Genomic DNA, 21,749 nt, shown 5'->3' with positions numbered 1-21,749 from the left:
TTACATTGTCACCCAACACACAGCCCCCGCCTTACATTGCAAGGCGGGGGCTGGCATCTGGTGGTGCTTACTTCTCCTTGGACGGCGTCTCACCGTCGGTCGCCTCCGGGGCCTCGGTCGCCTCCGGGGCCTCGGTCGCCTCCGGGGCCTCGGTCACCTCGGGGACGTCAGCGGTCTCTTCGGCGATCTCCGCCGCCACCGCCGCCGAGGTCGCCGCCGACTCGGCGAGCACCTCGTCGGCCACCAGCTCCGCCGCCTCCTTCGCGGCGGTCAGCAGGACGACGTCCTGCGGGGCCTGGTCCGCGAAGTTCTCCGGGTGGTGGCAGGCGACCTGCTGACCCGTCCGCAGCTCGACGAGCACGGGCTCCTGGGTCGCGCAGACCTGCGTCGCCTTCCAGCACCGGGTGTGGAAGCGGCAGCCGCTCGGCGGTGAGATCGGCGAGGGCACGTCGCCCTTGAGCAGGATGCGCTCGCTCTTGGCGCCCCTGCGCTTCGGGTCCGGGACCGGCACCGCCGACATGAGCGCCTTGGTGTACGGGTGCATCGGCGCCTGGTACAGCGAGGTGCGGTCGGCGAGCTCGACGATCTTGCCGAGGTACATCACCGCGATGCGGTCCGAGACGTGCCGTACGACGGACAGGTCGTGCGCGATGATCACGTACGTCAGGCCGAGTTCCTGCTGGAGGTCGTCCATCAGGTTGACGACCTGCGCCTGGATCGACACGTCCAGCGCGGAGACCGGCTCGTCCGCCACGACCAGTTTCGGCTTCAGGGCGAGCGCACGGGCGATGCCGATGCGCTGACGCTGACCGCCGGAGAATTCGTGCGGGTAGCGGTTGTAGTGCTCGGGGCTCAGACCCACGAGCTCCAGCAGCCGCTGCACCTCCTTCTTCACGCCGCCCTCGGGCTCGACGCCCTGGAGCCGGAAGGGCGCCGAGACGATCCCGCCGATGGTGTGCCGGGGGTTCAGGGAGCCGTACGGGTCCTGGAAGATCATCTGGATGTCCCGCCGCAGCGGACGCATCGCGGCCGGCTTCAGCCGCGTGATGTCCTGGCCCTCGAAGTGGATCGTGCCGCCGGTCGGGTCCTGGAGCCGGGTGATGACCCGTCCCATGGTCGACTTGCCGCAGCCCGACTCGCCGACGACACCCAGGGTCTCGCCCTTGCGCACCTCGAAGTCGATGCCGTCGACCGCCTTGACCGCGCCGACCTGACGCTGCAGGACGCCCTTGCGGATCGGGAAGTGCTTCTGCAGGCCCTGGACCTTGAGGAGCACCTCGCGGTCCTCGGGGGAGGAGGCCTGCGGCGGAACCGACGGGGCCGCGTCCGTTTTCTTCGTCTCACTCACAGCTTCGGCGCAATCTCTTCGGTCCAGATCCGCGTACGGTCCTCCGACGAGAGGTGACAGGCGGACCAGTGCCCGCCGCCGACCTGCTGCAACTCGGGGCGCACGGTGCGGGTGACATCACCCTTGGGCACGTCCGCGTACGGGCAGCGGGGGTTGAAGGCGCAGCCCGACGGGACGTTGATGAGGCTCGGCGGCTGGCCCTTCACCGGGATGAGCCGCTCGGAGGTCTCACGGTCGATGCGCGGCATCGAGCCGAGCAGGCCCCAGGTGTAGGGGTGCTGCGGCTTCTCGAAGATCTCGTCGACCGGGCCGCGCTCCACGCACCGGCCGCCGTACATCACCAGGACGTCGTCGGCGATCTCGGCGACCACGCCGAGATCGTGGGTGATGAGGACGACCGCGGAGCCGAACTCCTTCTGCAGATCCCGGATGAGGTCGAGGATCTGCGCCTGGACGGTCACGTCGAGCGCGGTGGTCGGCTCGTCCGCGATGAGCAGCTCGGGGTTGTTGACCAGCGACATCGCGATCATCGCGCGCTGGCGCATACCGCCGGAGAACTCGTGCGGGTAGCCGTCCACGCGCTTGGCGGGCTCCGGGATGCCGACCCGGTCGAGCATCTCGATCGCCCGCGCGCGGGCGGCCTTCTTGCTGACGTCGTGGTGGACGCGGTACGCCTCCACGATCTGGTTGCCGATCGTGTAGTACGGGTGCATCGCGGACAGCGGGTCCTGGAAGATCATCGCCATCTCGCGGCCGCGCAGCCGGCGCACCTCGTCCGGGTCGGCGGAGACCAGCTCCTTGCCGTCGAGCCAGATCTCGCCGGACATCCGCACGTTCTTGCCGCGCGCACCGAGCCGGTGCAGGCCCATGATCGCCAGCGAGGTGACGGACTTCCCGGAGCCCGACTCGCCCACGATGCTGAGGGTCTTGCCCTTCTCCACCTGGAAGCTGAGCCCGTCGACGGACTTGACCAGGCCGTCGTCGGTCGGGAAGTGCACCTTGAGGTCGCGTACGTCGAGGAACGCGCTCGGCCGGCTCGAGGACGAGACGGTCGGCTCGCCCACGGCGGCGCCGGTCTTGGACAGTTCGGTCACGAGAGCCTCACCCGCGGGTCGGCGGCCGCGTAGAGCAGGTCCACCAGGAAATTTGCGATGACGACGAAGAAGGCGGCGAGCAGGGTGACGCCGAGGATCGGCGGCAGGTCGTTGTCCGAGATGGCCTTGACCGCGTACTCACCGACGCCGTGCAGCGAGAAGACCGACTCGGTGATCAGCGCACCGCCGAGCAGCAGACCGAGGTCCATGCCGAACACGGTGATGATCGGCGTCAGCGCGGCCCGCAGACCGTGCCGTGCGACCACCCTGCGCTCCCGCAGGCCCTTGGCGCGGGCCGTGCGGATGAAGTCCTCGTTCATCGTCTCCAGCATGCCCGAGCGGGTGAGCCGCGCGTAGATGGCGGAGTAGAGGAGGGCGAGCGAACACCACGCCGGGAACAGCGTGTTGGCCCACTGCGCCGGGTTCTCGGTGAACGGCACATAGGTGCGACCGAAGATCGGGAACTGGTAGGTGAAGAGCAGGATCGCCAGGCTGCCCGTGAAGAACATGGGGAGCGACACACCGGCGAGCGCGATGCCCATGAAGGTACGGTCGAGGAACGAGCGCGGCTTGAGCGCGGAGATCACGCCGGCCACCACACCTCCCACGAGCCACATCAGGGCGGCGCCGACGGCCAGTGACCCCGTCACCGGAAGGCGGGAGGTGAGCTGCGGCCAGACCGCCTGGTGGGTCTTGAAGGAGTACCCGAAGCACGGCGCGTCGCAGTGCGCGGTTGTGGGCCCCAGGTCATAAGTGGCACCGGTCACGACACCCTTGATGAAGTGCCAGTACTGGAGGTAGACCGGGTCGTCAAGACCGAGGTTGCGCTTGACCGCAGCGATGTCCGCCGCCGACGGACTCTTCCCGATGTACTGCTGGGCCAGCTGGTCGGCCGTCTGGCCGGCGAGCCGTGGCAGCAGGAAGAAGATGGCGAAGGTCACCGCGGTGACGACCAGCAGCAGGAGCACTGCCGCGAACGTCCGACGGAGGATGTACGAGATCACGGGGATCGGCCTGGTGCCCGCGGGCTGTGAAGCCCGCGGGCACCAATGCCTTCACCTGCCTTCCGGGGCTACTTCTTGGTCGTGCCGATGTTGAGGTAGTCGTACTGACCGCTGAAGGCCGCCGTCGACACCAGGTTGGTGTAGTTCGCCGGGCGGTACAGCAGGACCTTGAAGTAGGTCAGCGGCACGAGGGCCGCCTCGTCCATGACCTTCTTGTCGATCTGCGTGTAGATGGCGTTGCGCTGGGTCGCGTCCTGCGTGCCGATCGCCTTGGCGAGGTTCGCGTTCACCTCGGGGTCGTTCAGCTCCGACAGGTTGGTGTTGCCGGACGCGCCGATGGCGGCGCCGTTCAGGATCTGCTGCAGGAAGCCGTAGCCGCCCGGCCAGTCGGCGCCCCACTGCATCATCATCAGGCCGACGTTGTTCTTCTTGTTGAACGCCGGGACGCCCGCGTAGTCGGTGAAGTACTTGCCCGACGGGTACTGCTTCAGGCTGGCGTTGATGCCGACCTGCTTCAGCGAGTTGATGATCGCGGTGGCCGCGTCGATCTCCGGCTGACGGTCGCTGCGCGCGGTGATGTTCGTGGTGATCGCCGTCTTGCCGCAGGCCTTGAGCTGCTCCTTGGCCTTGGTCACGTCGCCCTTGTTGCCGTCGGTGGCGTAGGCGTCCGCCTTCGCGTAGCCCGGGATGTCCGGCGGGAGGACGGTGGTGGCGATGTCACCGCGGATCGGGCCGCCCTCGGCGGTCTGCACCGAGACCTTGTCGACGGCGTACTGCACGGCCTTGCGGCAGGCCACGTTGTCGAACGGCGCGACCTTGGTGTTGATCGCCAGGTAGACGAGGCGGCCACCGTAGGTGTTGTCGGTGTTGGCCTTCAGGTCCGGCTTGGTGACCACGTTCGCCTGGGTCGCGGCCTGCACGCCCGTGCCGCCGAGGTCGATCGCGTCGCCGGCCTGGACGTCCTGGTCGATCGTCTCGGGGTTGACCTTGAGCTTGACGACGATCTTGTCCGGGTACTGCTTGCGCAGCGGGTCGGACTTCGGGTCCCAGTTCTCGTTGCGGACGAGGGTGACCTGCTTGCCCTCCTCGTAGCTCTCGAACTTGTACGAGCCCGAGGACACGATGTTCTTGACGTAGTCGACGCCCTTGTCCTTGGCCTCGGGCACCGGCGCGGTCTGCGGCGTCGCGACCAGGTAGTCGAACTCCTGGAACGCCGACTTCAGCTTGAAGACGATCGTGGTGTCGTCCGGCGTCTCGATGGACGCGAGACCCTTCTTGTCCTTGTACGGACCCTTGTACGCCTCGCCGCCCACGAGGAGCTGCTGGAAGTAGTTCGGGCCGAGGGACAGTACGTCACGCGCGAAGTTGGAGCGCTCGACGGCGTACTTCACGTCCTTGGACGTGATCGCCGTGCCGTCCTGGTACTTCAGGCCCGGCCGCAGCTTGTACGTCCAGGTCTTGCCGCCGTCGGTGGGCACGCCGGCGCTCGCCGCGAGGTCGGGGACCAGCTTGTTGCCCTCCTCGCCCGCGCCGGGCTGGAAGGTCATCAGCGGACGCGCGTAGACGCGGCTGAGGTTGTACATGTACGCGTAGTACGTGTTGCCCGGGTCGAAGGAGTCCGGCACGTCGGAGTACTCGTACGTGACCGTCCCACCCTTCTGGGTGGAGGCGTTGACAACGCCCTTCGTGGCCGCGTCGGCCCCGGCGGACTTGCCGCCCTTGTCCGTGTTGTTGTCATCGGCCTTGCTGCAACCGGCGAGCAACAGGCTCACACTGCCGATGGCCGCAATCGCGGCCAGCCCTGACCTTCGCATGATGGTCTGCTTCCCCTTTGTTGATGGAAATCTGTCGGACTCTCGCTGCGGCTGCACGTCAGCGGCTGCGCGGGTCGAGAGCGTCACGGAGACCGTCGCCGAGCAGGTTGAACGCCAGCACGGTCACGAAGATGGCGAGACCGGGCACGATCATGTACTGCGGATCGACCTGGTAGAAGTCGACCGCCTCGTTGAGCATGCCGCCCCACGACGCCTGCGGGGGCTGGATGCCGACGCCCAGGAAGCTCAGGCTGGCCTCGAAGAGGATGTTGGTCGGGATGAGCAGCGTCGAGTAGACGATGATCGGGCCGACCAGGTTGGGCAGCAGCTCCCGGAACAGGATGTACGGCCCCTTGGCGCCCATCCCCCGGGACGCGTCCACGAACTCGCGTTCCCGCAGGGCGAGCGTCTGGCCGCGGACGATGCGTCCCAGGTAAGGCCAGTTGAAGAAGCCGATGACGAAGATGAGCACCGTGATGTGGAGCGGCAGTCCCTCCATGCCGAACGCGCCGCCCTGCAGCGTGGCGGAGATGGCGATGGCGAAGAGCAGGAGGGGGAAGGCGAGGAACGTGTCCATCAGCCGGCTGATGATCGAGTCGACCCGCCCGCCGTAGTAGCCGGCGACCACTCCGAGGACCGCGCCGATGGTGTTCGACAGGATCGTCGCCCCGAAGGCCACGACCAGCGACACCCAGGAGCCCTCCAGGATGCGGGTGGCGATGTCACGCCCGAACTTGGGGTCCACGCCGAGCGGGTGCTCCCCGCTCATGCCGCCGAAGCCCCCTTGGGGGATCGACGTGTTGGGGTCGATCAAATCCTGGTTGAAGGCGTTGGGGTCCAGGCCGAACAGGGCCTGGATCGGACGCGAGAGGAGCGCGAGCACGATCAGCAGGATCACGATGACCCCGCCGGCCACGGCGACCTTGTCCTTCTTGAAGCGGGACCAGGCGATCTGCCCCAGGGAACGGCCCTCGATCTGCCCCTTATCGACACCCGCGAGTACAGCCTCGGGCTGCACCTCGGTTGCCGACCCGGTGGTCTCGATCGGTGCGGTCACGGTGACCCGACCCCTCTCGCCGGCGGTGACCGGCCTTTGTCCGCCGCTGTCGGCGGCTTGGTTCATTTACTGCCTGCGACGCGGCCGGCGCCGATGAGTGCGGCCCAACTGTCCAGTCGACCCCGGATTGCTGCCGATGGGCACTCTCACAGGATCGACGACCTCGCGTCTGAGAGGCGAGTCTTCAACGCATGCGCGATCACACGCCAGATCTGACGGCGAAAGTATGCGCAACCGTGATGCCGACCTGCACATTCCGTTACCCGAACGTCGCGCGCCGACTTCCGGAGAGCGACGGCACGTGCTTCAGATGTGCGCGGCGTCACATCACGGGAGAACGGGAACACATCCGGCCCTCGGTGCGAGGCCCCGTGCGCGGCCGACGGCGGGTGCCGCCCCGCGCGCGACGCCGGTGTGCGCCTGACGGGCGATCAGCGGCGGGGGATCAGTAGGGACGCGGGCCCGGGAAACCGTAGCCGCCGCCCGGCCCCTGCGCCGGATCGGGGGCGTGCGCCTCGCGGTCGTAGAACGGGCGGGCGTTGGCGCGCATCCACATCACGACGGGGTCGTAGTCGTCGGTCATCGCGACCGTGGAGACCGGCAGCCCGTCCGGCACCGCGCCGATGGACTGCTGCATCATCGCCCGCACGGCGTCCACGGCCGGCGGGGAGGAGTCGTACACGTCGAGCCCGATGGCCAGGTAGGGCGCGCCCAGCGCCGGCTGCACCCAGGCCCGGCGCAACGTGCGGACCGCCTGGGCGCGGTGGGCGTTCTGCGCGAGGAGCGCGTAGAACTGCGGGATCTCGATGCCGGGCTCGGACAGCCGGAGCGGCCCGGCGGGCTGACGCTCCAGGCCGGTGGCGATCCGGCGCAGATCCAGCCACGGGATGCCGACGCCGCCGCCGGGGGCGTGCGGGTTCAGCCAGAGGCCGTAGTGGTCGGGGTAGAGGGTCCGGGCCACGTCCAGCCCGTCGACCACCTCGTACGAGCGGTTCCAGCCACTGGCGCTGAGCTCCTGGGCGGACGTCACACAGGGCGCGTAGCCGTGCCCTTCGACCTCCATGTTTCCGTACTGGGCGTCCGGGGAGCCCGCCTGCCCGTGCCACAGCAGCATCCAGACCTGGCCCGAGGAGGGGGTCGCGAGCGCGCGCAGGAGCGCCTCGTAGGCGTCGTAGCGCCCGGGCGTGACCTGGCGCAGCATGTGCTCGACCGAGCCGGTCGCGGCAGTGCCAGCGCTCACTTTTTATCGCCCCTTCGAGAAGTTGCCCCGCGTCGGAGTCCAGCTTAGGCGCTCCGCCTGGTCAAGCAGTTGAGAGCGCGGGCCCCCGCGCCTCGTCGGACGGCCCGCTTCCCGGCCCCACGGCCAGGACCTGTCTAGTGAAGCCTGGAGTAGAAGGGGCGGACCCTCTCCCGCATCCAGTCGCCGACCGGATCCTGGGCGACGTCGAGGAGGACCAGGTTGACCGGCCAGGGTGCGGCCGCCGTCGTCAGGGCCCGGCCGAGGGCCTCCAGGGGAAGCGCGCGCAGGTCGCCGTCCCACTGCGAGAGCTCGACTCCGACGAACATCACCGGGTCCGCCGTCTCGATCGCGGCCAGGCAGCGGCGGGCGGTGCGGACCACGCCGACGGCCTCGAACTCCGCGGAGGCCGCGGCCAGGAAGTCCATCGGGTCGTCCTGCCAGTCCGGTTCGTAGAGGCGGACCCGGCCGCCGGTGGCCGGACCGTCCAGCGGGGTGCGGCCGGCCCGGCACAGCTCGGCCACGGCGGGCGGCGGCAGCGGGACGCCGACCATGCCGTCGGGGTTGACGAGGATGCCCGCCTGCGGCGGCAGCCCCCGGGCGAACTCCACGGCCGGCGCGACGGTGAACGACATGTGCGAGCCGACGACCTGGCGGAACTGCTCCTCGGAGCTGAAGACCGGCACGTACACCTGGCCGTCGAGTTCCACCGTGGGCAGGTCGAGGGGGCCGCTGTGCGGGCCGCCGCCGCCGGGTAGCGGCACCCAGACGAAGCTGCGGCCGAGCACCTCCACGATCCGGCCGCCGGCTCCCGGCACACCGAGGGAGGCGGAGAGCACCTCCTCCAGCTCGTTGCCGGGCCATCCGCCGTGCGAATGGGGGTGCGCCTGCGCCGGGAAGTCCGCGGGGAAGTCCGCCGGGGGGAAGTCCATCTGCCTACCGCCTGCTAAGAACCGCTCACTCTGCTGTGACTGAAAGGCTAGCGGGTGCCGACGGCCCCTCCACTGCCCATGACACCGATGGGCCGCGGCCGGTGAGACCGAAGGGCCGCAGCCCGTGAAGCTGTGGGCATCAGCCCGTGAAGCTGGTGGGCCGCGGCCTGCGAGGCCCACGGGCCTCAGCCCGAGCCCGAGCCCGAGCCCGTGAAGCCGATGCGCCGCAGGACGTCGGCGGCGGCCCGGTCGAGCAGGACCGCGGAGCCGCACCCCTCGGGCAGCCGGCCCTTCTCCACCGACCGCAGGAGACGGGCGGCGGCGCGGCGGTGCCGCAGGAACGCGTACCGCGAGACGCCTCGGCCGCGCTCGCGCTGGCCCCGCAGGGCCGTGTCCGCGCCGACGTCGAGAACCAGCAGGTGCAGGGCGCCGCCGCGGCGGCGCGCCGCGCGGGCCAGCCAGTCGCGGACCCAGGCCTGGGTGCCGCAGTCGTGCACCACGACGCCCCCGCCGGCGCGCAGCGCCCGGCGCAGTCCGGCGTAGTGGGCGAGGCGGACCGCCGGCCGGTAGAGGGCGTAGGGCAGGAAACGGGGCATCCGGGCGTCCCAGCGGTCGCGGGTGTCCTGGGAGTCGACGCCGACGCCGTCCACCGCGCGCCTCATCAGCGTGGACTTGCCGCTGCCGGGCAGACCGGTGACGACCACCAGGTCCCGCGGGCCGAAGAGCAGGTGGTGCGGACTGCGTCCGGCCCGCTCCCGCAGGTCCCGGACGACGGGTGCGGGCTGCCGGGAGCACGCGTCGCGGGTCCGGGCGCCCGGCTGGGCGGGCAGCGCGATACCCGAGCCGGCCGCGATCCCTGGCCCGGTCGCGATACCCGAGCCGGCCGCGAAGGCCGTGGTCCTCGCCGAGGTAGTCCTCTTCACCGTGATCGTCCTCCCCTGGGGCCAGGTAGTACTCATCCCCATCGAGCGTAAAGAGAAGGTAATGCGCGGTCTCTCGCGTTTTCGTGCGCGTGGCGACACAAGCCGGTTACAGAACCGGCCTGCCACGACGGGGGCGGGCCGTGCGATGATGGCCGCGCCAACTGCATACCGGCCGTTTGAATCCGCGCGGGAGAGTCCTCAGCAGCAGTTCCGCTGGGGCGCCGAAGGAGCAAGTCCCTCCCTTGAATCTCTCAGGCCCCGTTACCGCGCGGGCGAGGCACATCTGAAAAGCGGGCCGCCGTCACAGGCGGTCCCACCCACGGTGCAAGCCATGTCCCGCCCCGCTCACAGCGGTGGTCATGGCGAACCTCTCAGGTTCCGATGACAGATGGGGAGGAACGACCTCGCCGTCCCCCCACGCGCCCGGCTTCCGTTCGCGCGGGAGGGCCCCGTCGCCTTGGGAGACGAACGACCGATGAGCAGTACCGCACCCCGTCACACCGCGCTCGATGCCCTGCATCGCTCGCTCGGCGCGACGATGACCGACTTCGCCGGCTGGGACATGCCCCTGCGCTACGGCTCCGAACGCGACGAGCATCTCGCCGTCCGCACCCGGGCCGGGCTCTTCGACCTCTCGCACATGGGCGAGATCACGGTGACCGGCCCGGAGGCGGCCGGGTTCCTGAACTTCGCCCTGGTGGGCGACCTCGCCGCGGTGGGCGTGGGCCGCGCCCGCTACACCATGATCTGCGCCGAGGACGGCGGCATCCTCGACGACCTCATCGTGTACCGGCTGGCCGAGGCCGAGTACATGATCGTCTCCAACGCCTCCAACGCCCAGAACGTCCTGAACGAGTTGGGCAACCTGGCCGAGGAGTTCGACGTCGAGGTCCGCGACGACCGTGACGCCTACGCCCTGATCGCCGTCCAGGGGCCGGAGTCCCCCGGCATCCTCGCGGCCGTCACCGACGCCGACCTCGACGGCCTGAAGTACTACGCGGGCCTGCCCGGCACCGTCGCCGGCGTCCCCGCGCTCATCGCGCGTACCGGTTACACCGGCGAGGACGGTTTCGAGCTGTTCGTGAAGCCGGAGCACGCCGTCGAGCTGTGGCAGGCGCTGACCAAGGCCGGCGAGGGCGTCGGGCTGGTCCCGTGCGGTCTGTCCTGCCGGGACACGCTGCGCCTGGAGGCGGGCATGCCGCTGTACGGGCACGAGCTGAGCCTCTCCCTCACCCCCTTCGACGCGGGCCTCGGGCGCGTGGTGAAGTTCGAGAAGGAGGGCGACTTCGTCGGGCGTGCGGCGCTCGCCGAGGCGGCGGCGCTGGCCGAGCGGCAGCCGCCGCGCGTCCTGGTCGGCCTGGTCGCCGAGGGCCGCCGCGTCCCGCGCGCCGGGTACGCCGTCGTTTCGGGCGGCGAGGTGATCGGCGAGGTCACCTCCGGGGCGCCGTCCCCGACGCTGGGCAAGCCGATCGCGATGGCGTACGTCGACGCCGCGCACGCCGCGCCGGGCACCCCGGGCGTGGGCGTGGACATCCGGGGCAGTCACGAGCCGTACGAGGTCGTGGCGCTGCCCTTCTACAAGCGCCAGAAGTAGACACTGGGCCCGGGCCGCGGGTGACCGCGCGCACCTTCGCACCGCTCACCCGTGCCATGCCCGGCCCCTGGACCGTCCCCCTTCATCAGCAGTCCCCCGCGTACAGGAGAATTCAGGCCATGAGCAACCCCCAGCAGCTGCGCTACAGCAAGGAGCACGAGTGGCTGTCGGTCGCCGAGGACGGCGTCTCGACGGTCGGCATCACGGAGCACGCGGCCAACGCGCTCGGTGACGTGGTCTTCGTCCAGCTTCCGGAGGCCGGCGCCACGGTGGCCGCGGGCGAGTCCTGCGGCGAGCTGGAGTCGACCAAGTCGGTCAGCGAGCTGTACGCCCCGGTCTCCGGTGAGATCACCGAGGTCAACCAGGACGTCGTCGACGACCCGGCGCTGGTGAACTCCGCCCCCTTCGAGGGCGGGTGGCTGTTCAAGGTACGCGTCACGGGCGAGCCGGACGATCTGCTCTCCGCCGACGAGTACACCGCCTACACCGCCGGCTGAGGAGTCGTAGTCGTATGTCCGTCCTGAACACGTCCCTGCACGAGCTCGATCCGGAGATCGCGGCCGCGGTCGACGCCGAGCTGAACCGCCAGCAGTCCACGCTCGAGATGATCGCCTCGGAGAACTTCGCGCCGCTCGCGGTCATGGAGGCCCAGGGCTCGGTCCTGACCAACAAGTACGCCGAGGGCTACCCCGGCCGCCGCTACTACGGCGGCTGCGAGCACGTCGACGTCGCCGAGCAGATCGCCATCGACCGGGTCAAGGACCTCTTCGGCGCCGAGTACGCCAACGTCCAGCCGCACTCCGGCGCCTCCGCCAACCAGGCCGCCCTGTTCGCCCTGGCCCAGCCCGGCGACACCATCCTCGGCCTGGACCTCGCCCACGGCGGCCATCTCACCCACGGCATGCGGCTCAACTTCTCCGGCAAGCAGTTCGACGTGGTCGCCTACCACGTCGACGGCGCCGGCCTGGTCGACATGGCCGAGGTGGAACGCCTCGCCAAGGAACACCGCCCCAAGGTCATCATCGCCGGCTGGTCCGCGTACCCCCGGCAGCTGGACTTCGCCGAGTTCCGCCGCATCGCGGACGAGGTCGAGGCGTTCCTGTGGGTCGACATGGCGCACTTCGCGGGCCTGGTCGCGGCCGGTCTCCACCCCAACCCGGTGGAGTACGCCGACGTCGTCACCTCCACCACCCACAAGACGCTCGGCGGCCCGCGCGGCGGCATCATCCTGGCGAAGAAGGAGTTCGCGAAGAAGCTGAACTCCTCCGTCTTCCCCGGCTTCCAGGGCGGCCCCCTGGAGCACGTCATCGCCGCCAAGGCCGTCTCCTTCAAGGTCGCCGCGAGCGAGGAGTTCAAGGAGCGCCAGGCCCGCACGGTCGAGGGCGCGAAGATCCTCGCCGAACGCCTCACCGCGCCGGACGCCCGCGAGGCCGGGGTGAACGTCCTGTCCGGCGGTACCGACGTCCACCTCGTTCTGGTCGACCTGCGCGCCTCCGACCTGGACGGACAGCAGGCCGAGGACCGCCTGCACGAGGTCGGCATCACCGTCAACCGCAACGCCGTCCCCGACGACCCGCGTCCGCCGATGGTCACCTCGGGTCTACGCATCGGCACGCCGGCCCTGGCCACCCGCGGCTTCACCGCCGAGGACTTCGCCGAGGTCGCCGACGTCATCGCGCAGACCCTCAAGCCGTCCTACGACGCCGAATCCCTCAAGGCCCGGGTCACCGCCCTCGCCCACAGGCACCCCCTGTACCCCGGTCTGAACAAGTAGTTCCCTGGTGGGGGCGCCCGACGGCGTGCGCCCCCGCCCTTTCTCGAGGAGTTCCCGTGGCCATCTCGGTCTTCGACCTGTTCTCGATCGGCATCGGCCCGTCCAGCTCCCACACGGTCGGCCCGATGCGGGCGGCCCGCATGTTCGCACGGCGGCTGCGCAACGAGTCCCTGCTGGACTCGGCCGCCTCGGTCCGCTGCGAGCTGTACGGCTCGCTCGGCGCGACCGGGCACGGCCACGGCACGCCCAAGGCGGTCCTGCTGGGCCTCGAGGGCTCCTCGCCGCGCACGGTGGACGTGGAGAGTGCCGACGAGCGGGTGGAGCAGATCAGGAGCTCCGGGCGGCTGCGGCTGCTGGGCTCGCACGAGATCCCGTTCTCCTTCGACGACGATCTCGTCCTGCACCGCCGCAAGGCCCTGCCGTACCACGCCAACGGCATGACGATATGGGCCCATGACGCACAGGGCGCCGAGCTGCTGTCGAAGACGTACTACTCGGTCGGCGGCGGGTTCGTCGTGGACGAGGAGGCGGTCGGCGCGGACCGCATCAAACTCGACGACGCGGTGCTGAAGTACCCCTTCCGCACGGGCGACGAACTGCTGCGCCTGACGCAGGAGACCGGCCTGTCGATCTCCGCGCTGATGCTGGAGAACGAGCGGGCCTGGCGCACGGAGGACGAGATCCGGGCGGGCCTGCTGGAGCTGTGGCGGGTTATGCAGGGCTGTGTCTCGCGGGGCATGTCCCGTGAGGGCATCCTGCCGGGCGGCCTGCGGGTCCGCCGCCGCGCTGCCATGACGGCCCGTCAACTCCGCGCGGAGGGCGACGCGTTGGCGCACTCCATGGAGTGGATCACGCTGTACGCGATGGCGGTGAACGAGGAGAACGCGGCCGGCGGCAGGGTGGTCACGGCTCCCACGAACGGCGCGGCCGGCATCATCCCGGCGGTGCTGCACTACTACATGAACTTCGTGCCCGGCGCCGACGAGGACGGCGTCGTCCGCTTCCTCCTCGCGGCCGGCGCGATCGGCATGCTCTTCAAGGAGAACGCCTCCATCTCCGGCGCCGAGGTCGGCTGCCAGGGCGAGGTCGGCTCGGCCTGCTCGATGGCGGCGGGGGCGCTCGCCGAGGTCCTCGGCGGCTCCCCGGAACAGGTCGAGAACGCGGCCGAGATCGGCATGGAGCACAACCTCGGCCTCACCTGCGACCCGGTGGGCGGCCTGGTCCAGATCCCGTGCATCGAGCGCAACGGCATGGCCGCGGTCAAGGCGGTCACGGCGGCCCGTATGGCGATGCGCGGCGACGGCTCGCACAAGGTGTCCCTCGACAAGGTCATCAAGACGATGAAGGACACCGGCGCGGACATGAGCGTCAAATACAAGGAGACGGCCCGCGGCGGCCTCGCGGTGAACATCATCGAGTGTTGAGGGGATGGGCCCCAGGAGATCCCACGGGATGAATCTCCGGCCCGGGGGTTGTCAGCCGCTCGCTCTGGAGCATGCATAACGTCGTTTCAGCTCGATCGTGCGATGGTCGGCTTCTGGGCTTGCGGCGCGACGGGTCGTTCGGGCTACCGTGACCGTGCGGTCTGGGACGCCGGGTACGGCGCCGGTGTGCGGGGCCCCCGCTCCACCAGCGAGACGGCTCGGGGCCTCCCCGTCACCTTTGGCCGTACCCATATGTCCAGGTCGTGCGGGAGCCGGCCTCCCGGGTTCGGACCACGCACCGGATGCGTGTCGCTGCCCCGGGGGCGAGTACGCCGGTAACCAGTGCGCCCAAGACCGTCCGGGGCGTGCGGCTGAGCAGGACCCACTTCTGCTCAGTCCACAGGAACGGTTCAAGGAGGTCGATGGCGCTGCTCGGCGCCAACGGCGCGGGGAGGACCACCCTCCTCAGCCTCCTGCACCCCACCCGCGGCACGGTGCGGGTGCTGGGCCACGAGCTGGGACGGGTCGGCATGCGAGAGCTGCGCTCCCACGTCGGGCACGAACTCTGCTCGGCCCGCAGAAACTCCTCCAGACGCGCGCCCTTCTCGGTGAACGGGGCGTGCACCACGGTCAGAGGTGTTCCTCGGTCAGAGGTGTTCCTCGGTCAGGCCGTAAGCCTCCAGGGCGTACGTACGGCCGTGGCACTCTTCAGGGCCCGAGGATCTGTACCCCGCGAGGCAATCCGCCGTCTGCCTCCGGTCAAGCCGCAACGCCACAGAATCACCCCACCCAATAACAAGAGTTTTGTTAATATAGCTCCATGGGCACCACCCCCGATCCCGCTCCCGGCGAAGGTCCCGTCCGCCCGGTCTCCGTCTCCCTCCACGAAGGCACCATCGCGGCGCTCAAGGCACGCACCGGGAAGCGCGGCATGTCCGCCTACGTCGAAGCCCTCATCCAGCGCCAACTGGAACGCGACCGACTGCGCGAACTCATCGAGGACGCCGAAGGCGAGCACGGCCCGGTCGACCAGGCTGCGGTCGACGCCAAGCGAGCGCTCCTGCGCGGCGACGCGGCCGGCTCGGCGGACGCCGCGTGAGCGGCACCCTTGTCCTGGACTGCGAAGGTCTGTCCAAGCTCGTACGCCGCGCACCCGAACTCACCGAGTGGCTCGTCGCCGCCGAGGCCGAGGATATCCGCGTCATCACCAGCTCCGTCACCCTCGCCGAAGCCCGCGACCCCAGGACCAGCCAGGCCCGCTTCGACCACGCCGTCTCCCGCGTCAACATCCTCCCGCCCACCGAAGCCATCGCCCGCCACGCGAGCAAACTCCTCGCCGCAGCCGGCCTGCACGGCCACAAATACGCCCTCGACGCCATCGTCGCCGCCAGCGCACTCGCCTCACCCGCCCCCGTGACCGTCCTGACGTCCGACCCCGAGGATCTCCACATGTTGTGCGGCTCGGGGGTCCACGTCATCAAGATCTGACACGGCCCGAGGCGGGATGACCCTGCGGGCAAGAACAGACCTCGGCCAAGCGGGGAGAATCGTGACCGGGGCAGCTTGGGGGCTCCGGCTCACGTGGTGGAGCGCTGCCCGGGACGGGTGCCACGGCGCAGCGGGCGTGGGACCGTCACCCCCGGACCGGGCGCGATCCTCACGCCGCGGCCCCGAACGCCGGGCCTTGCCCGGTCGGCACCGAGGCGGGAACGGCGTGGCGGGGGCGGCGCCGAAACGGCGGCCGCTGCGGCCCGACGGGCGGACCCTTACGACGATCCGGTGAAATGCGGCGACATGCCGCAAGGTCGGCACTCTAAGTGTCTACATAAGTACTATCAGTGACATCATCGCCCTATCTGACTGCCTGGCAGCGGATGGGCATCCGGAGGCTGCAGTGGGAACGCTGAACAAGCTGGAACAGCGCTTCGAGGCTCTGGTCAACGACACCTTTGCCAAGATCTTCAGATCCGCCGTGCAACCACTGGAGTTCGCCGGCGCGCTCCGGCGCGAGTGTGACGTCAACGCCAGGATCTGGACCCAGGGGTACACGATCGCGCCCAACAATTTCGTCGTCGAACTCAGTCCGGGCGACCACGAGCTGTACAGCGCGTGCCTGGTCATGCTCGGTGAAGAGCTGGTCGAGAAGGTGCGCGCGCATGCCGAGGAACAGCGGTACTCCTTCGTAGGTCCGTTGAAGGTTCAGTTGCAGCGGTCGGAGAACCTGAAGGCGGGGCAGTACCGCGTGCGCAGTCGCCTCGAAGTGCCGCCGGAGGGCCGGCACGCTCTGGAGGTCGATCGGCGGTACCGGGCCACGCGTGCGACGGCGGTCGGGCCGGCCAGCGGTGGCGACGCGACCCGGCAACCGTCGACGCAAGTCCTGCGCGGCCAAAAGCGGGCTCTGACCCCGGATCAGCTCATATCGATGGGGCTTGCCTTCAGCGAAGACGGAAGCCTGGTCCGCGCTGCCCCGCCGAACGCTGTCGCCGCGCCATCGCGGACGCTCCGCCCCGTCGAGCCCATGCCGGACCGCCCGGGTGTCGCCGTCCTGTCCCGGTCCGTTCACGCGGTGCGCGCCCCTGCCGCTGGGCACGCCGGGCGTCCGGCGCTCGACCCCGCAGGAGCCCATGCACACGCCCCGGGCCGGGAGACGGGGCACCAGCTCATCGTCCGCCCGCCCGAGCCGCAGATCGGAAGCCTGCCCGCCGGACAGCCGGCGGCGCCCCTTGATCCGATCGGCGACTCCTGCCCGGCAGACGCCACAAGTCATCGGTCCGACATGCGGGTGCCGGGCATCACATCTGCCCGCCGCCACGCCGTCGCCTCTGTGCCCGAGGGGCCCGCCATCTCGCCGAAAGGACAGAACATGACGAACGATCGCGACATCTGCCCCGACGATGCTGTACCCGACAGGGGCAGGGAACTCTCCGCCGGGCACGTTCTCACACCGCCGGACCCGTACGTCAACGGCCGGCCCCGGGCCGCCGCACCGATGGAACCGCTGACCAGCCCCAGGACGGCCGACGAGCCGGTGCCCGCGGAGAGCCGCTTCGACGCGGTGCCCCATACGGCTCCCCATGACAGAGGCCCGCAGCCGACCCGGGGCACCGGTGGAACACCGGCCTACTCCCGCCTGCCTGCGCACCACCCTCCGGCGCAGTGGATGACGCCGGACTGGAGCGGCCGCGGGGCGCTGGGACAGAGTGCGACGGTCGAGCTCTCGTCCGACCGCCTGCTGCGCGGCCGGTCGACCGGCCGACGAGCTCTCAGCCGGTTGCGCATGGGCGGCGGGGCCGCCGAACGAGAGCGCCAGCAGAAGCTGGCCATCCTCCGCACGCCGGTGATGCAGTGCCACAAGATCGCCGTGATCAGCCTCAAGGGCGGCGTCGGCAAGACGACCACCACGACCGCCCTGGGCGCGACTCTCGCCACCGAGCGCCAGGACCGCGTCGTCGCGATCGACGCCAATCCGGACGCGGGTACCCTCAGCCGCCGTGTCCGTCGCGAAACCGGCGCGACCATCCGTGACCTCGTGGCCGAGATCCCGAATCTCACCAACTACATGTCCGTACGGCGCTTCACTTCCCAGTCCCCGAGCGGCCTCGAGGTCCTGGCCAACGAGGTGGACCCCGCTCTCTCCACGGCGTTCAACGACGAGGACTACCGACAGGTCGTCGGCTGCCTCGGACAGCACTACCCGATCATCCTCACCGACTCCGGCACCGGACTGCTGCACAGCGCGATGCGGGGCATCCTGGATTTCGCCGATCAACTCATCGTGGTCGCCACGCCCAGCGTGGACGGCGCGACCAGCGCCAGCACCACCCTGGACTGGCTCAACGCGCACCAGTACGAGGACCTCGTCAGCCGGAGTATCACCGTGGTGTCCGAGGCGCGCCGGAAGAGCAAGATGGTGAAGGTGAACGAGGTCGTGGACCACTTCCGTGCCCGGTGCCGGGGTGTGGTGGTGATCCCGTTCGACGAGCACCTTTCGACGGGCTCGGAGGTCGATCTGGAGCAGATGAAGGCACGGACCCGCGAGGCCTACTTCGACCTGGCGACGCTGGTGGCCGCGGACTTCCCCCGCACCCAGCCCGAAGCCGTGAGCTGGGCCGCCTCCTACCCTCACTCGGGATACAACGCGCCCAGCTATTTCGCCGCTCCCGCACGGGCGTGACACGGGCGGGCCACGGAGTGATCCGTCACCGGAGTCGGACCGCCGGCGAGGCGGCGTCGACGACGGAACTCGCGGTTGACGCGACTGCGGAAGCTCGCTGCCCCACGAGCCCCATGCGAGGAATCCCCCACCCGGCGTAGGGTTCTGGCCTGCGGCTCACCGGGATTCGCAGTCGCAGGAGGAGCGTGTGGGGATGAGCAGCTCGGTCAGCGCCGTCAGCAGCAACGGCGCGTACTCCTTCACCAAGCCCAACCGCGAGAGCGTCACGCTGCTCGCGGGGCTCGGGGTGGAGGGCGACGTGCACGCCGGAGTCACGGTGAAGCACCGGTCCCGGGTGAGAAGGGACCCCTCGCAGCCGAATCTGCGGCAGGTCCACCTCATCCACGAGGAGCTCTTCGAGGAGGTGCGCGCGGCCGGGTTCGAGGTGGCCGCCGGGCAGCTCGGGGAGAACGTGACCACGCGGGGATCGATCTCCTCGGACTGCCCGTCGGAACGCGGCTGCGGCTGGGCGCGGAGGCCGTGGTGCGGGTGACGGGGCTGCGCAATCCCTGCGCGCAGATCGACGCCTTCCGCAAGGGGTTGTTGAAGCAGGTCGTCGGGCGGGCTCCGGACGGCCGCCCGGCCTTCCGGGCCGGGATCATGGGCGTCGTGCTGACCGGGGGCGTCGTGCGGCCCGGCGACCCGATCGCGGTCGAGCTGCCGGACGGGCCGCACGTACCCCTCGAGATCGTCTGACCCGGGCGCGGATCCGGCCCTGATCCGCACCTGATCCCGAGCTGATCCGCACCCGATTCCGAGCTGGTCCGCGTCATCCTCCTCGCCTGGTCCGACCGGCAGCGCCATGCGGTCGGGGTGCCGGCGGGATGTCAACCTGACGCGGCGGGGTCTGTTCCGTCCCCGCGGCGGCTTTGCGGCCCACGACGAAGGGGGCGCCTCGTCGCGGCACCCCCTGTCGGTTCACGTCAGCCCGTGCGGGTTCACGTCACTTGCTCAGGTGGGCCCAGAACTCGTCGAACGAGAGGACCTTGTCGCCGTTCAGGTCGCGGGACTTGATGATGGCCTCGGCGACCGACTCCGTGACGTTCCAGTCGCCCTCCTGAGCCAGGGCGCTCTTGAACTCGGCCGCGGTGATGAAGCCGTCGCCGTCCGTGTCGATCCGCTGGAAATGGTTGCGCGCTTCTTCGATGTCGGCCACCGGTCCGCCCCTCTTCTTCATGCCTCGCGGGCACATGTGCTGTTCTGCTGTCCAACTGACGCAGGCCAGATTAACGGCCCCGCCGACAGCCGGACGCAGGACCTCCCGCTAGCGGAACACACCCGTGTGGCCGAGCGAGTAGCGGCCGGGCTGCGGGTAGACGGCCAGGCCGTGCGGGCCGGCGCCGACCTTGATGCGGGCGAGCTGGTGACCGTCGGCGGTGTCGATCGCGTACACCTCGGAGTTGTACCGCCCGGACAGCCACAGGACCTTGCCGTCCGCCGAGACGCCGCCCATGTCGGGGCTGCCGCCGTCCGGGAGCCGCCACTTCTTGGTGAGCTCGCCCTTGGCGAAGTCGAAGACGGAGACGGTGCCCTCGCCACGGTTGGTGACGTACATCTCGCGGGAGTCGCGGCTGACGTACAGCCCGTGGCAGCCCTTGCCGGTGTGCAGGAACCGCGGTTTGCCGAAGGTGTCTCCGTCGACGATCCACATGCCGTGGGCCATCATGTCGGCGACGTAGAAGCGCTTGCCGTCCGGCGACACCTTCACGTCCTGCGGCATGGCGCCCTGGAGGGGCAGCTTCTGCTGGGCGACGACCTTCATCCGCTCGGTGTCGACCTTCAGCAGTTCGCCGCTGAACTCGCAGGACACGATGAAGTACTTCCCGTCCAGGGAGAAGTCGGCGTGGTTGACGCCGTAGCAGGTGACCGGTTCGGTCTTGATCCGCTTCATCGTGTGCGGGTCCCGGAAGACGAGCTCACGGTCGAGGGAGGCCATCACGACGGCGTACTTGCCGTTGGGCGTGAAGTAGAGGTTGTAGGGGTCGTGCACCTCGACCGGCTTGCCCGCCTTCCCGGTCGCGGGGTCGATCGGGGTGAGCGTGTGCCCGCGGTTGTTGTTGACCCACAGGGTCTTGAGGTCCCAGGACGGGACGACGTGCTGCGGCTGGCGTCCGACGTGGAGCGTTTCGATCACCCGGTACGTCTTCGGATCGATGACGGAGACGGTGTCGGACTCGGTGTTGGGGACGTAGACCCGGGAGGGGAAGTCCTTGACCACCGGCGAGAGCCGGTTCGGCCGGTCGGCGGCGTAGACGTCCCCCGGGTCGAGTACGGGCGGCATGCCCGGCAGGCCGTCGACGACCGGTCTGGCGGCCTTCTTCGTCGGCGCGGGCACGGCCCGCTCGGTGGTCCGGCCCGTCCCGCCCGCGCCGCTTCGGCTGTCGGTGCCGCAGGCGGCGAGGACGGCGAGCGCGGCGCCGGTGAGCAGGGCGCTTGTGACGAGGTTGCGGTGCATCAGCCGATCAGCTCCGTGGCAGTGACCGCGCGCAGTCCGCGGCGGTCGAGTTCGTCCAGCAGGGCGGGGAGGGCGGCGACCGTGTCCGCGTACCCGAAGTGCAGGCTCACGACGGACCCGTTGCGGATCCCGTCGAGGACGTTGCGGGTGACGGCGGGGGCGCCGGGCGAGGTGAAGTCGAGCGAGTCGACGTCGTAGGACAGGACGTGCGGGTAGCCGGCCCGCCGGGCCAGCGCGGCGACGAGCGGGGATGCGCGGGCCGCTCGGGAGGGCCGGAACCAGGTGCCGACGGATCCGGTGAGCCGGCGCAGCCGCTGTGCGCACCCGGCGATCTCAGCAGTCGCCTCGGCCTCGGACATGGCGTTGACGTCCAGGTGCCGCTGGGTGTGGTTGCCGAGGTCGTGGCCGCCGTCGAGGACCCGGCGGGCAAGACCCGGATGTTCGTCGAGCCAGGTCCCGACGGCCAGGACGGTGACCCGCGCGCCGTGCCGTTCGGCTTCGCCGAGCAGGGCGCGGACGATGGCGGGCTCGCCCTGTCCGTGGAAGGTGAGGGCGACCCGGGGCCGGTCGCGGGGGCCGTGAGTGATCTGGGCGGGCTGCCCGGGGAAGGCGCGCGGCGCGGCGGCGGGGGTGCGGGCGGAGGGCTGGGAGACGGCGGGCCGGGAGGCGGGGGACCGGGAGACGGTGGCGGGCCGGACGGCGGCGCCGGAGGAGGACACGGCGGGCGAGCACCCGGCCGCGAACGCACCCCCGGCGACGAGCCCGGCGCCCGCCCGCAGCGCGGAACGGCGGTCGGATGGGGTCACCCGAACCATTTAAGGGGTGATATGCCGCAATTCCGACCATTGACGCATCGGCCGCGCCCACCGCCGACACCGGA

Annotated in this window: 18 protein-coding genes, 1 pseudogene and 2 riboswitches; of the genes and pseudogenes, 8 read left to right on the top strand and 11 right to left on the bottom strand. The window is 70.2% G+C overall.

Annotation, left to right across the window (positions count from 1 at the left end; genetic code table 11):
• Positions 1 to 67 precede the first annotated feature (67 nt).
• The 8 genes from QA802_RS29085 to QA802_RS29050 all read right to left on the bottom strand — a co-directional run bounded on the left by QA802_RS29085 (position 68) and on the right by QA802_RS29050 (position 9,445).
• The gene (locus tag QA802_RS29085) at positions 68 to 1,348 is read right to left on the bottom strand and encodes an ABC transporter ATP-binding protein (RefSeq protein WP_334528619.1); all 1,281 of its coding nucleotides are present in this window, start codon (positions 1,346 to 1,348) and stop codon (positions 68 to 70) included.
• Positions 1,345 to 2,442, bottom strand: coding sequence for an ABC transporter ATP-binding protein (locus tag QA802_RS29080; protein ID WP_334528617.1), 1,098 nt, complete (start codon positions 2,440 to 2,442; stop codon positions 1,345 to 1,347). Before QA802_RS29080 ends, QA802_RS29085 begins: the two co-directional genes overlap by 4 nt.
• Positions 2,439 to 3,446 (bottom strand): ABC transporter permease, encoded by a 1,008-nt coding sequence (locus tag QA802_RS29075; RefSeq protein WP_334528615.1) that lies wholly within the window; start codon positions 3,444 to 3,446, stop codon positions 2,439 to 2,441. Before QA802_RS29075 ends, QA802_RS29080 begins: the two co-directional genes overlap by 4 nt.
• A gap of 68 nt (positions 3,447 to 3,514) precedes the next feature.
• Positions 3,515 to 5,260: an ABC transporter substrate-binding protein gene (locus QA802_RS29070; RefSeq protein ID WP_334528612.1), complete on the bottom strand. Its 1,746-nt coding sequence runs from the start codon at positions 5,258 to 5,260 to the stop codon at positions 3,515 to 3,517.
• 58 nt (positions 5,261 to 5,318) lie between these two features.
• Positions 5,319 to 6,317 carry an ABC transporter permease gene (locus tag QA802_RS29065; RefSeq protein ID WP_334528609.1) on the bottom strand — a complete coding sequence of 333 codons (999 nt, stop codon included), beginning with the start codon at positions 6,315 to 6,317 and terminating at the stop codon, positions 5,319 to 5,321.
• Positions 6,318 to 6,762: 445 nt separating this feature from the next.
• Positions 6,763 to 7,518, bottom strand: coding sequence for an enhanced serine sensitivity protein SseB C-terminal domain-containing protein (locus tag QA802_RS29060; protein ID WP_334534969.1), 756 nt, complete (start codon positions 7,516 to 7,518; stop codon positions 6,763 to 6,765).
• 173 nt (positions 7,519 to 7,691) lie between these two features.
• Complete coding sequence (locus QA802_RS29055) at positions 7,692 to 8,486, bottom strand: enhanced serine sensitivity protein SseB (RefSeq protein ID WP_319171101.1); 795 nt, start codon at positions 8,484 to 8,486, stop codon at positions 7,692 to 7,694.
• 185 nt (positions 8,487 to 8,671) lie between these two features.
• Entirely contained in the window at positions 8,672 to 9,445 is a 774-nt protein-coding gene (locus QA802_RS29050) for an AAA family ATPase (RefSeq protein ID WP_334528604.1), read from the bottom strand.
• Between the two features lie 141 nt (positions 9,446 to 9,586).
• Positions 9,587 to 9,686, top strand: a riboswitch (glycine riboswitch).
• A riboswitch (glycine riboswitch) is annotated at positions 9,687 to 9,807 on the top strand. It abuts the riboswitch before it with no gap.
• A gap of 77 nt (positions 9,808 to 9,884) precedes the next feature.
• On the opposite strand from QA802_RS29050, the gene gcvT reads away from it, so the two are divergent.
• The 8 genes and pseudogenes from gcvT (at position 9,885) to QA802_RS29005 (ending at position 19,110) form a co-directional block, all read left to right on the top strand.
• The gene (gene gcvT, locus QA802_RS29045; protein WP_334528601.1) at positions 9,885 to 11,003 is read left to right on the top strand and encodes a glycine cleavage system aminomethyltransferase GcvT; all 1,119 of its coding nucleotides are present in this window, start codon (positions 9,885 to 9,887) and stop codon (positions 11,001 to 11,003) included.
• A 119-nt stretch (positions 11,004 to 11,122) separates the two neighbouring features.
• On the top strand, positions 11,123 to 11,500 hold the full coding sequence (gene gcvH, locus QA802_RS29040; protein ID WP_306949176.1) for a glycine cleavage system protein GcvH: 378 nt from the start codon (positions 11,123 to 11,125) through the stop codon (positions 11,498 to 11,500).
• Between the two features lie 14 nt (positions 11,501 to 11,514).
• The gene (gene glyA / locus QA802_RS29035) at positions 11,515 to 12,777 is read left to right on the top strand and encodes a serine hydroxymethyltransferase (protein WP_334528597.1); all 1,263 of its coding nucleotides are present in this window, start codon (positions 11,515 to 11,517) and stop codon (positions 12,775 to 12,777) included.
• 56 nt (positions 12,778 to 12,833) lie between these two features.
• Positions 12,834 to 14,201: an L-serine ammonia-lyase gene (locus QA802_RS29030; protein WP_334528594.1), complete on the top strand. Its 1,368-nt coding sequence runs from the start codon at positions 12,834 to 12,836 to the stop codon at positions 14,199 to 14,201.
• Positions 14,202 to 15,021: 820 nt separating this feature from the next.
• A complete protein-coding gene (locus QA802_RS29020; protein WP_334528591.1) occupies positions 15,022 to 15,300 on the top strand; it encodes a hypothetical protein in 279 nt (92 codons plus the stop codon).
• Positions 15,297 to 15,689 (top strand): type II toxin-antitoxin system VapC family toxin, encoded by a 393-nt coding sequence (locus tag QA802_RS29015; RefSeq protein WP_334528588.1) that lies wholly within the window; start codon positions 15,297 to 15,299, stop codon positions 15,687 to 15,689. The genes QA802_RS29020 and QA802_RS29015 overlap by 4 nt, the downstream gene beginning before the upstream one ends.
• Before the next feature lie 406 nt (positions 15,690 to 16,095).
• Positions 16,096 to 18,375 carry an FhaA domain-containing protein gene (locus tag QA802_RS29010; RefSeq protein WP_334528585.1) on the top strand — a complete coding sequence of 760 codons (2,280 nt, stop codon included), beginning with the start codon at positions 16,096 to 16,098 and terminating at the stop codon, positions 18,373 to 18,375.
• Positions 18,376 to 18,568: 193 nt separating this feature from the next.
• Positions 18,569 to 19,110 (top strand): annotated as a pseudogene (locus tag QA802_RS29005) (MOSC domain-containing protein).
• 247 nt (positions 19,111 to 19,357) lie between these two features.
• Here the strand turns inward: QA802_RS29005 and QA802_RS29000 are convergent.
• The 3 genes from QA802_RS29000 to QA802_RS28990 form a co-directional block, all read right to left on the bottom strand.
• On the bottom strand, positions 19,358 to 19,570 hold the full coding sequence (locus QA802_RS29000; RefSeq protein ID WP_334528582.1) for an EF-hand domain-containing protein: 213 nt from the start codon (positions 19,568 to 19,570) through the stop codon (positions 19,358 to 19,360).
• 108 nt (positions 19,571 to 19,678) lie between these two features.
• A complete protein-coding gene (locus tag QA802_RS28995) occupies positions 19,679 to 20,869 on the bottom strand; it encodes a YncE family protein (RefSeq protein ID WP_334528579.1) in 1,191 nt (396 codons plus the stop codon).
• Positions 20,869 to 21,684, bottom strand: coding sequence for a polysaccharide deacetylase family protein (locus QA802_RS28990; protein ID WP_334528576.1), 816 nt, complete (start codon positions 21,682 to 21,684; stop codon positions 20,869 to 20,871). Before QA802_RS28990 ends, QA802_RS28995 begins: the two co-directional genes overlap by 1 nt.
• Positions 21,685 to 21,749: the final 65 nt, after the last annotated feature.

The sequence above is a fragment of the Streptomyces sp. B21-105 genome (genome assembly GCF_036898465.1).
In the GTDB taxonomy this organism is placed as follows: Bacteria; Actinomycetota; Actinomycetes; order Streptomycetales; family Streptomycetaceae; genus Streptomyces.
The sequence above is the reverse complement of the archived record's forward strand: the minus strand, read 5'-3'. Positions and strand labels throughout refer to the sequence as shown.

What these genes read in the sequence shown, in the direction of transcription:
- QA802_RS29070 (WP_334528612.1), bottom strand. Translation starts at nt 5,260, where the DNA reads ATGCGAAGGTCAGGGCTGGCCGCGATTGCGGCCATCGGCAGTGTGAGC.
- QA802_RS29060 (WP_334534969.1), bottom strand. Translation starts at nt 7,518, where the DNA reads ATGCTGCGCCAGGTCACGCCCGGGCGCTACGACGCCTACGAGGCGCTC.
- QA802_RS29055 (WP_319171101.1), bottom strand. Translation starts at nt 8,486, where the DNA reads ATGGACTTCCCCCCGGCGGACTTCCCCGCGGACTTCCCGGCGCAGGCG.
- QA802_RS29050 (WP_334528604.1), bottom strand. Translation starts at nt 9,445, where the DNA reads ATGAGTACTACCTGGCCCCAGGGGAGGACGATCACGGTGAAGAGGACT.
- gcvT (WP_334528601.1), top strand. Translation starts at nt 9,885, where the DNA reads ATGAGCAGTACCGCACCCCGTCACACCGCGCTCGATGCCCTGCATCGC.
- gcvH (WP_306949176.1), top strand. Translation starts at nt 11,123, where the DNA reads ATGAGCAACCCCCAGCAGCTGCGCTACAGCAAGGAGCACGAGTGGCTG.
- glyA (WP_334528597.1), top strand. Translation starts at nt 11,515, where the DNA reads ATGTCCGTCCTGAACACGTCCCTGCACGAGCTCGATCCGGAGATCGCG.
- QA802_RS29020 (WP_334528591.1), top strand. Translation starts at nt 15,022, where the DNA reads ATGGGCACCACCCCCGATCCCGCTCCCGGCGAAGGTCCCGTCCGCCCG.
- QA802_RS28995 (WP_334528579.1), bottom strand. Translation starts at nt 20,869, where the DNA reads ATGCACCGCAACCTCGTCACAAGCGCCCTGCTCACCGGCGCCGCGCTC.
- QA802_RS28990 (WP_334528576.1), bottom strand. Translation starts at nt 21,684, where the DNA reads ATGGTTCGGGTGACCCCATCCGACCGCCGTTCCGCGCTGCGGGCGGGC.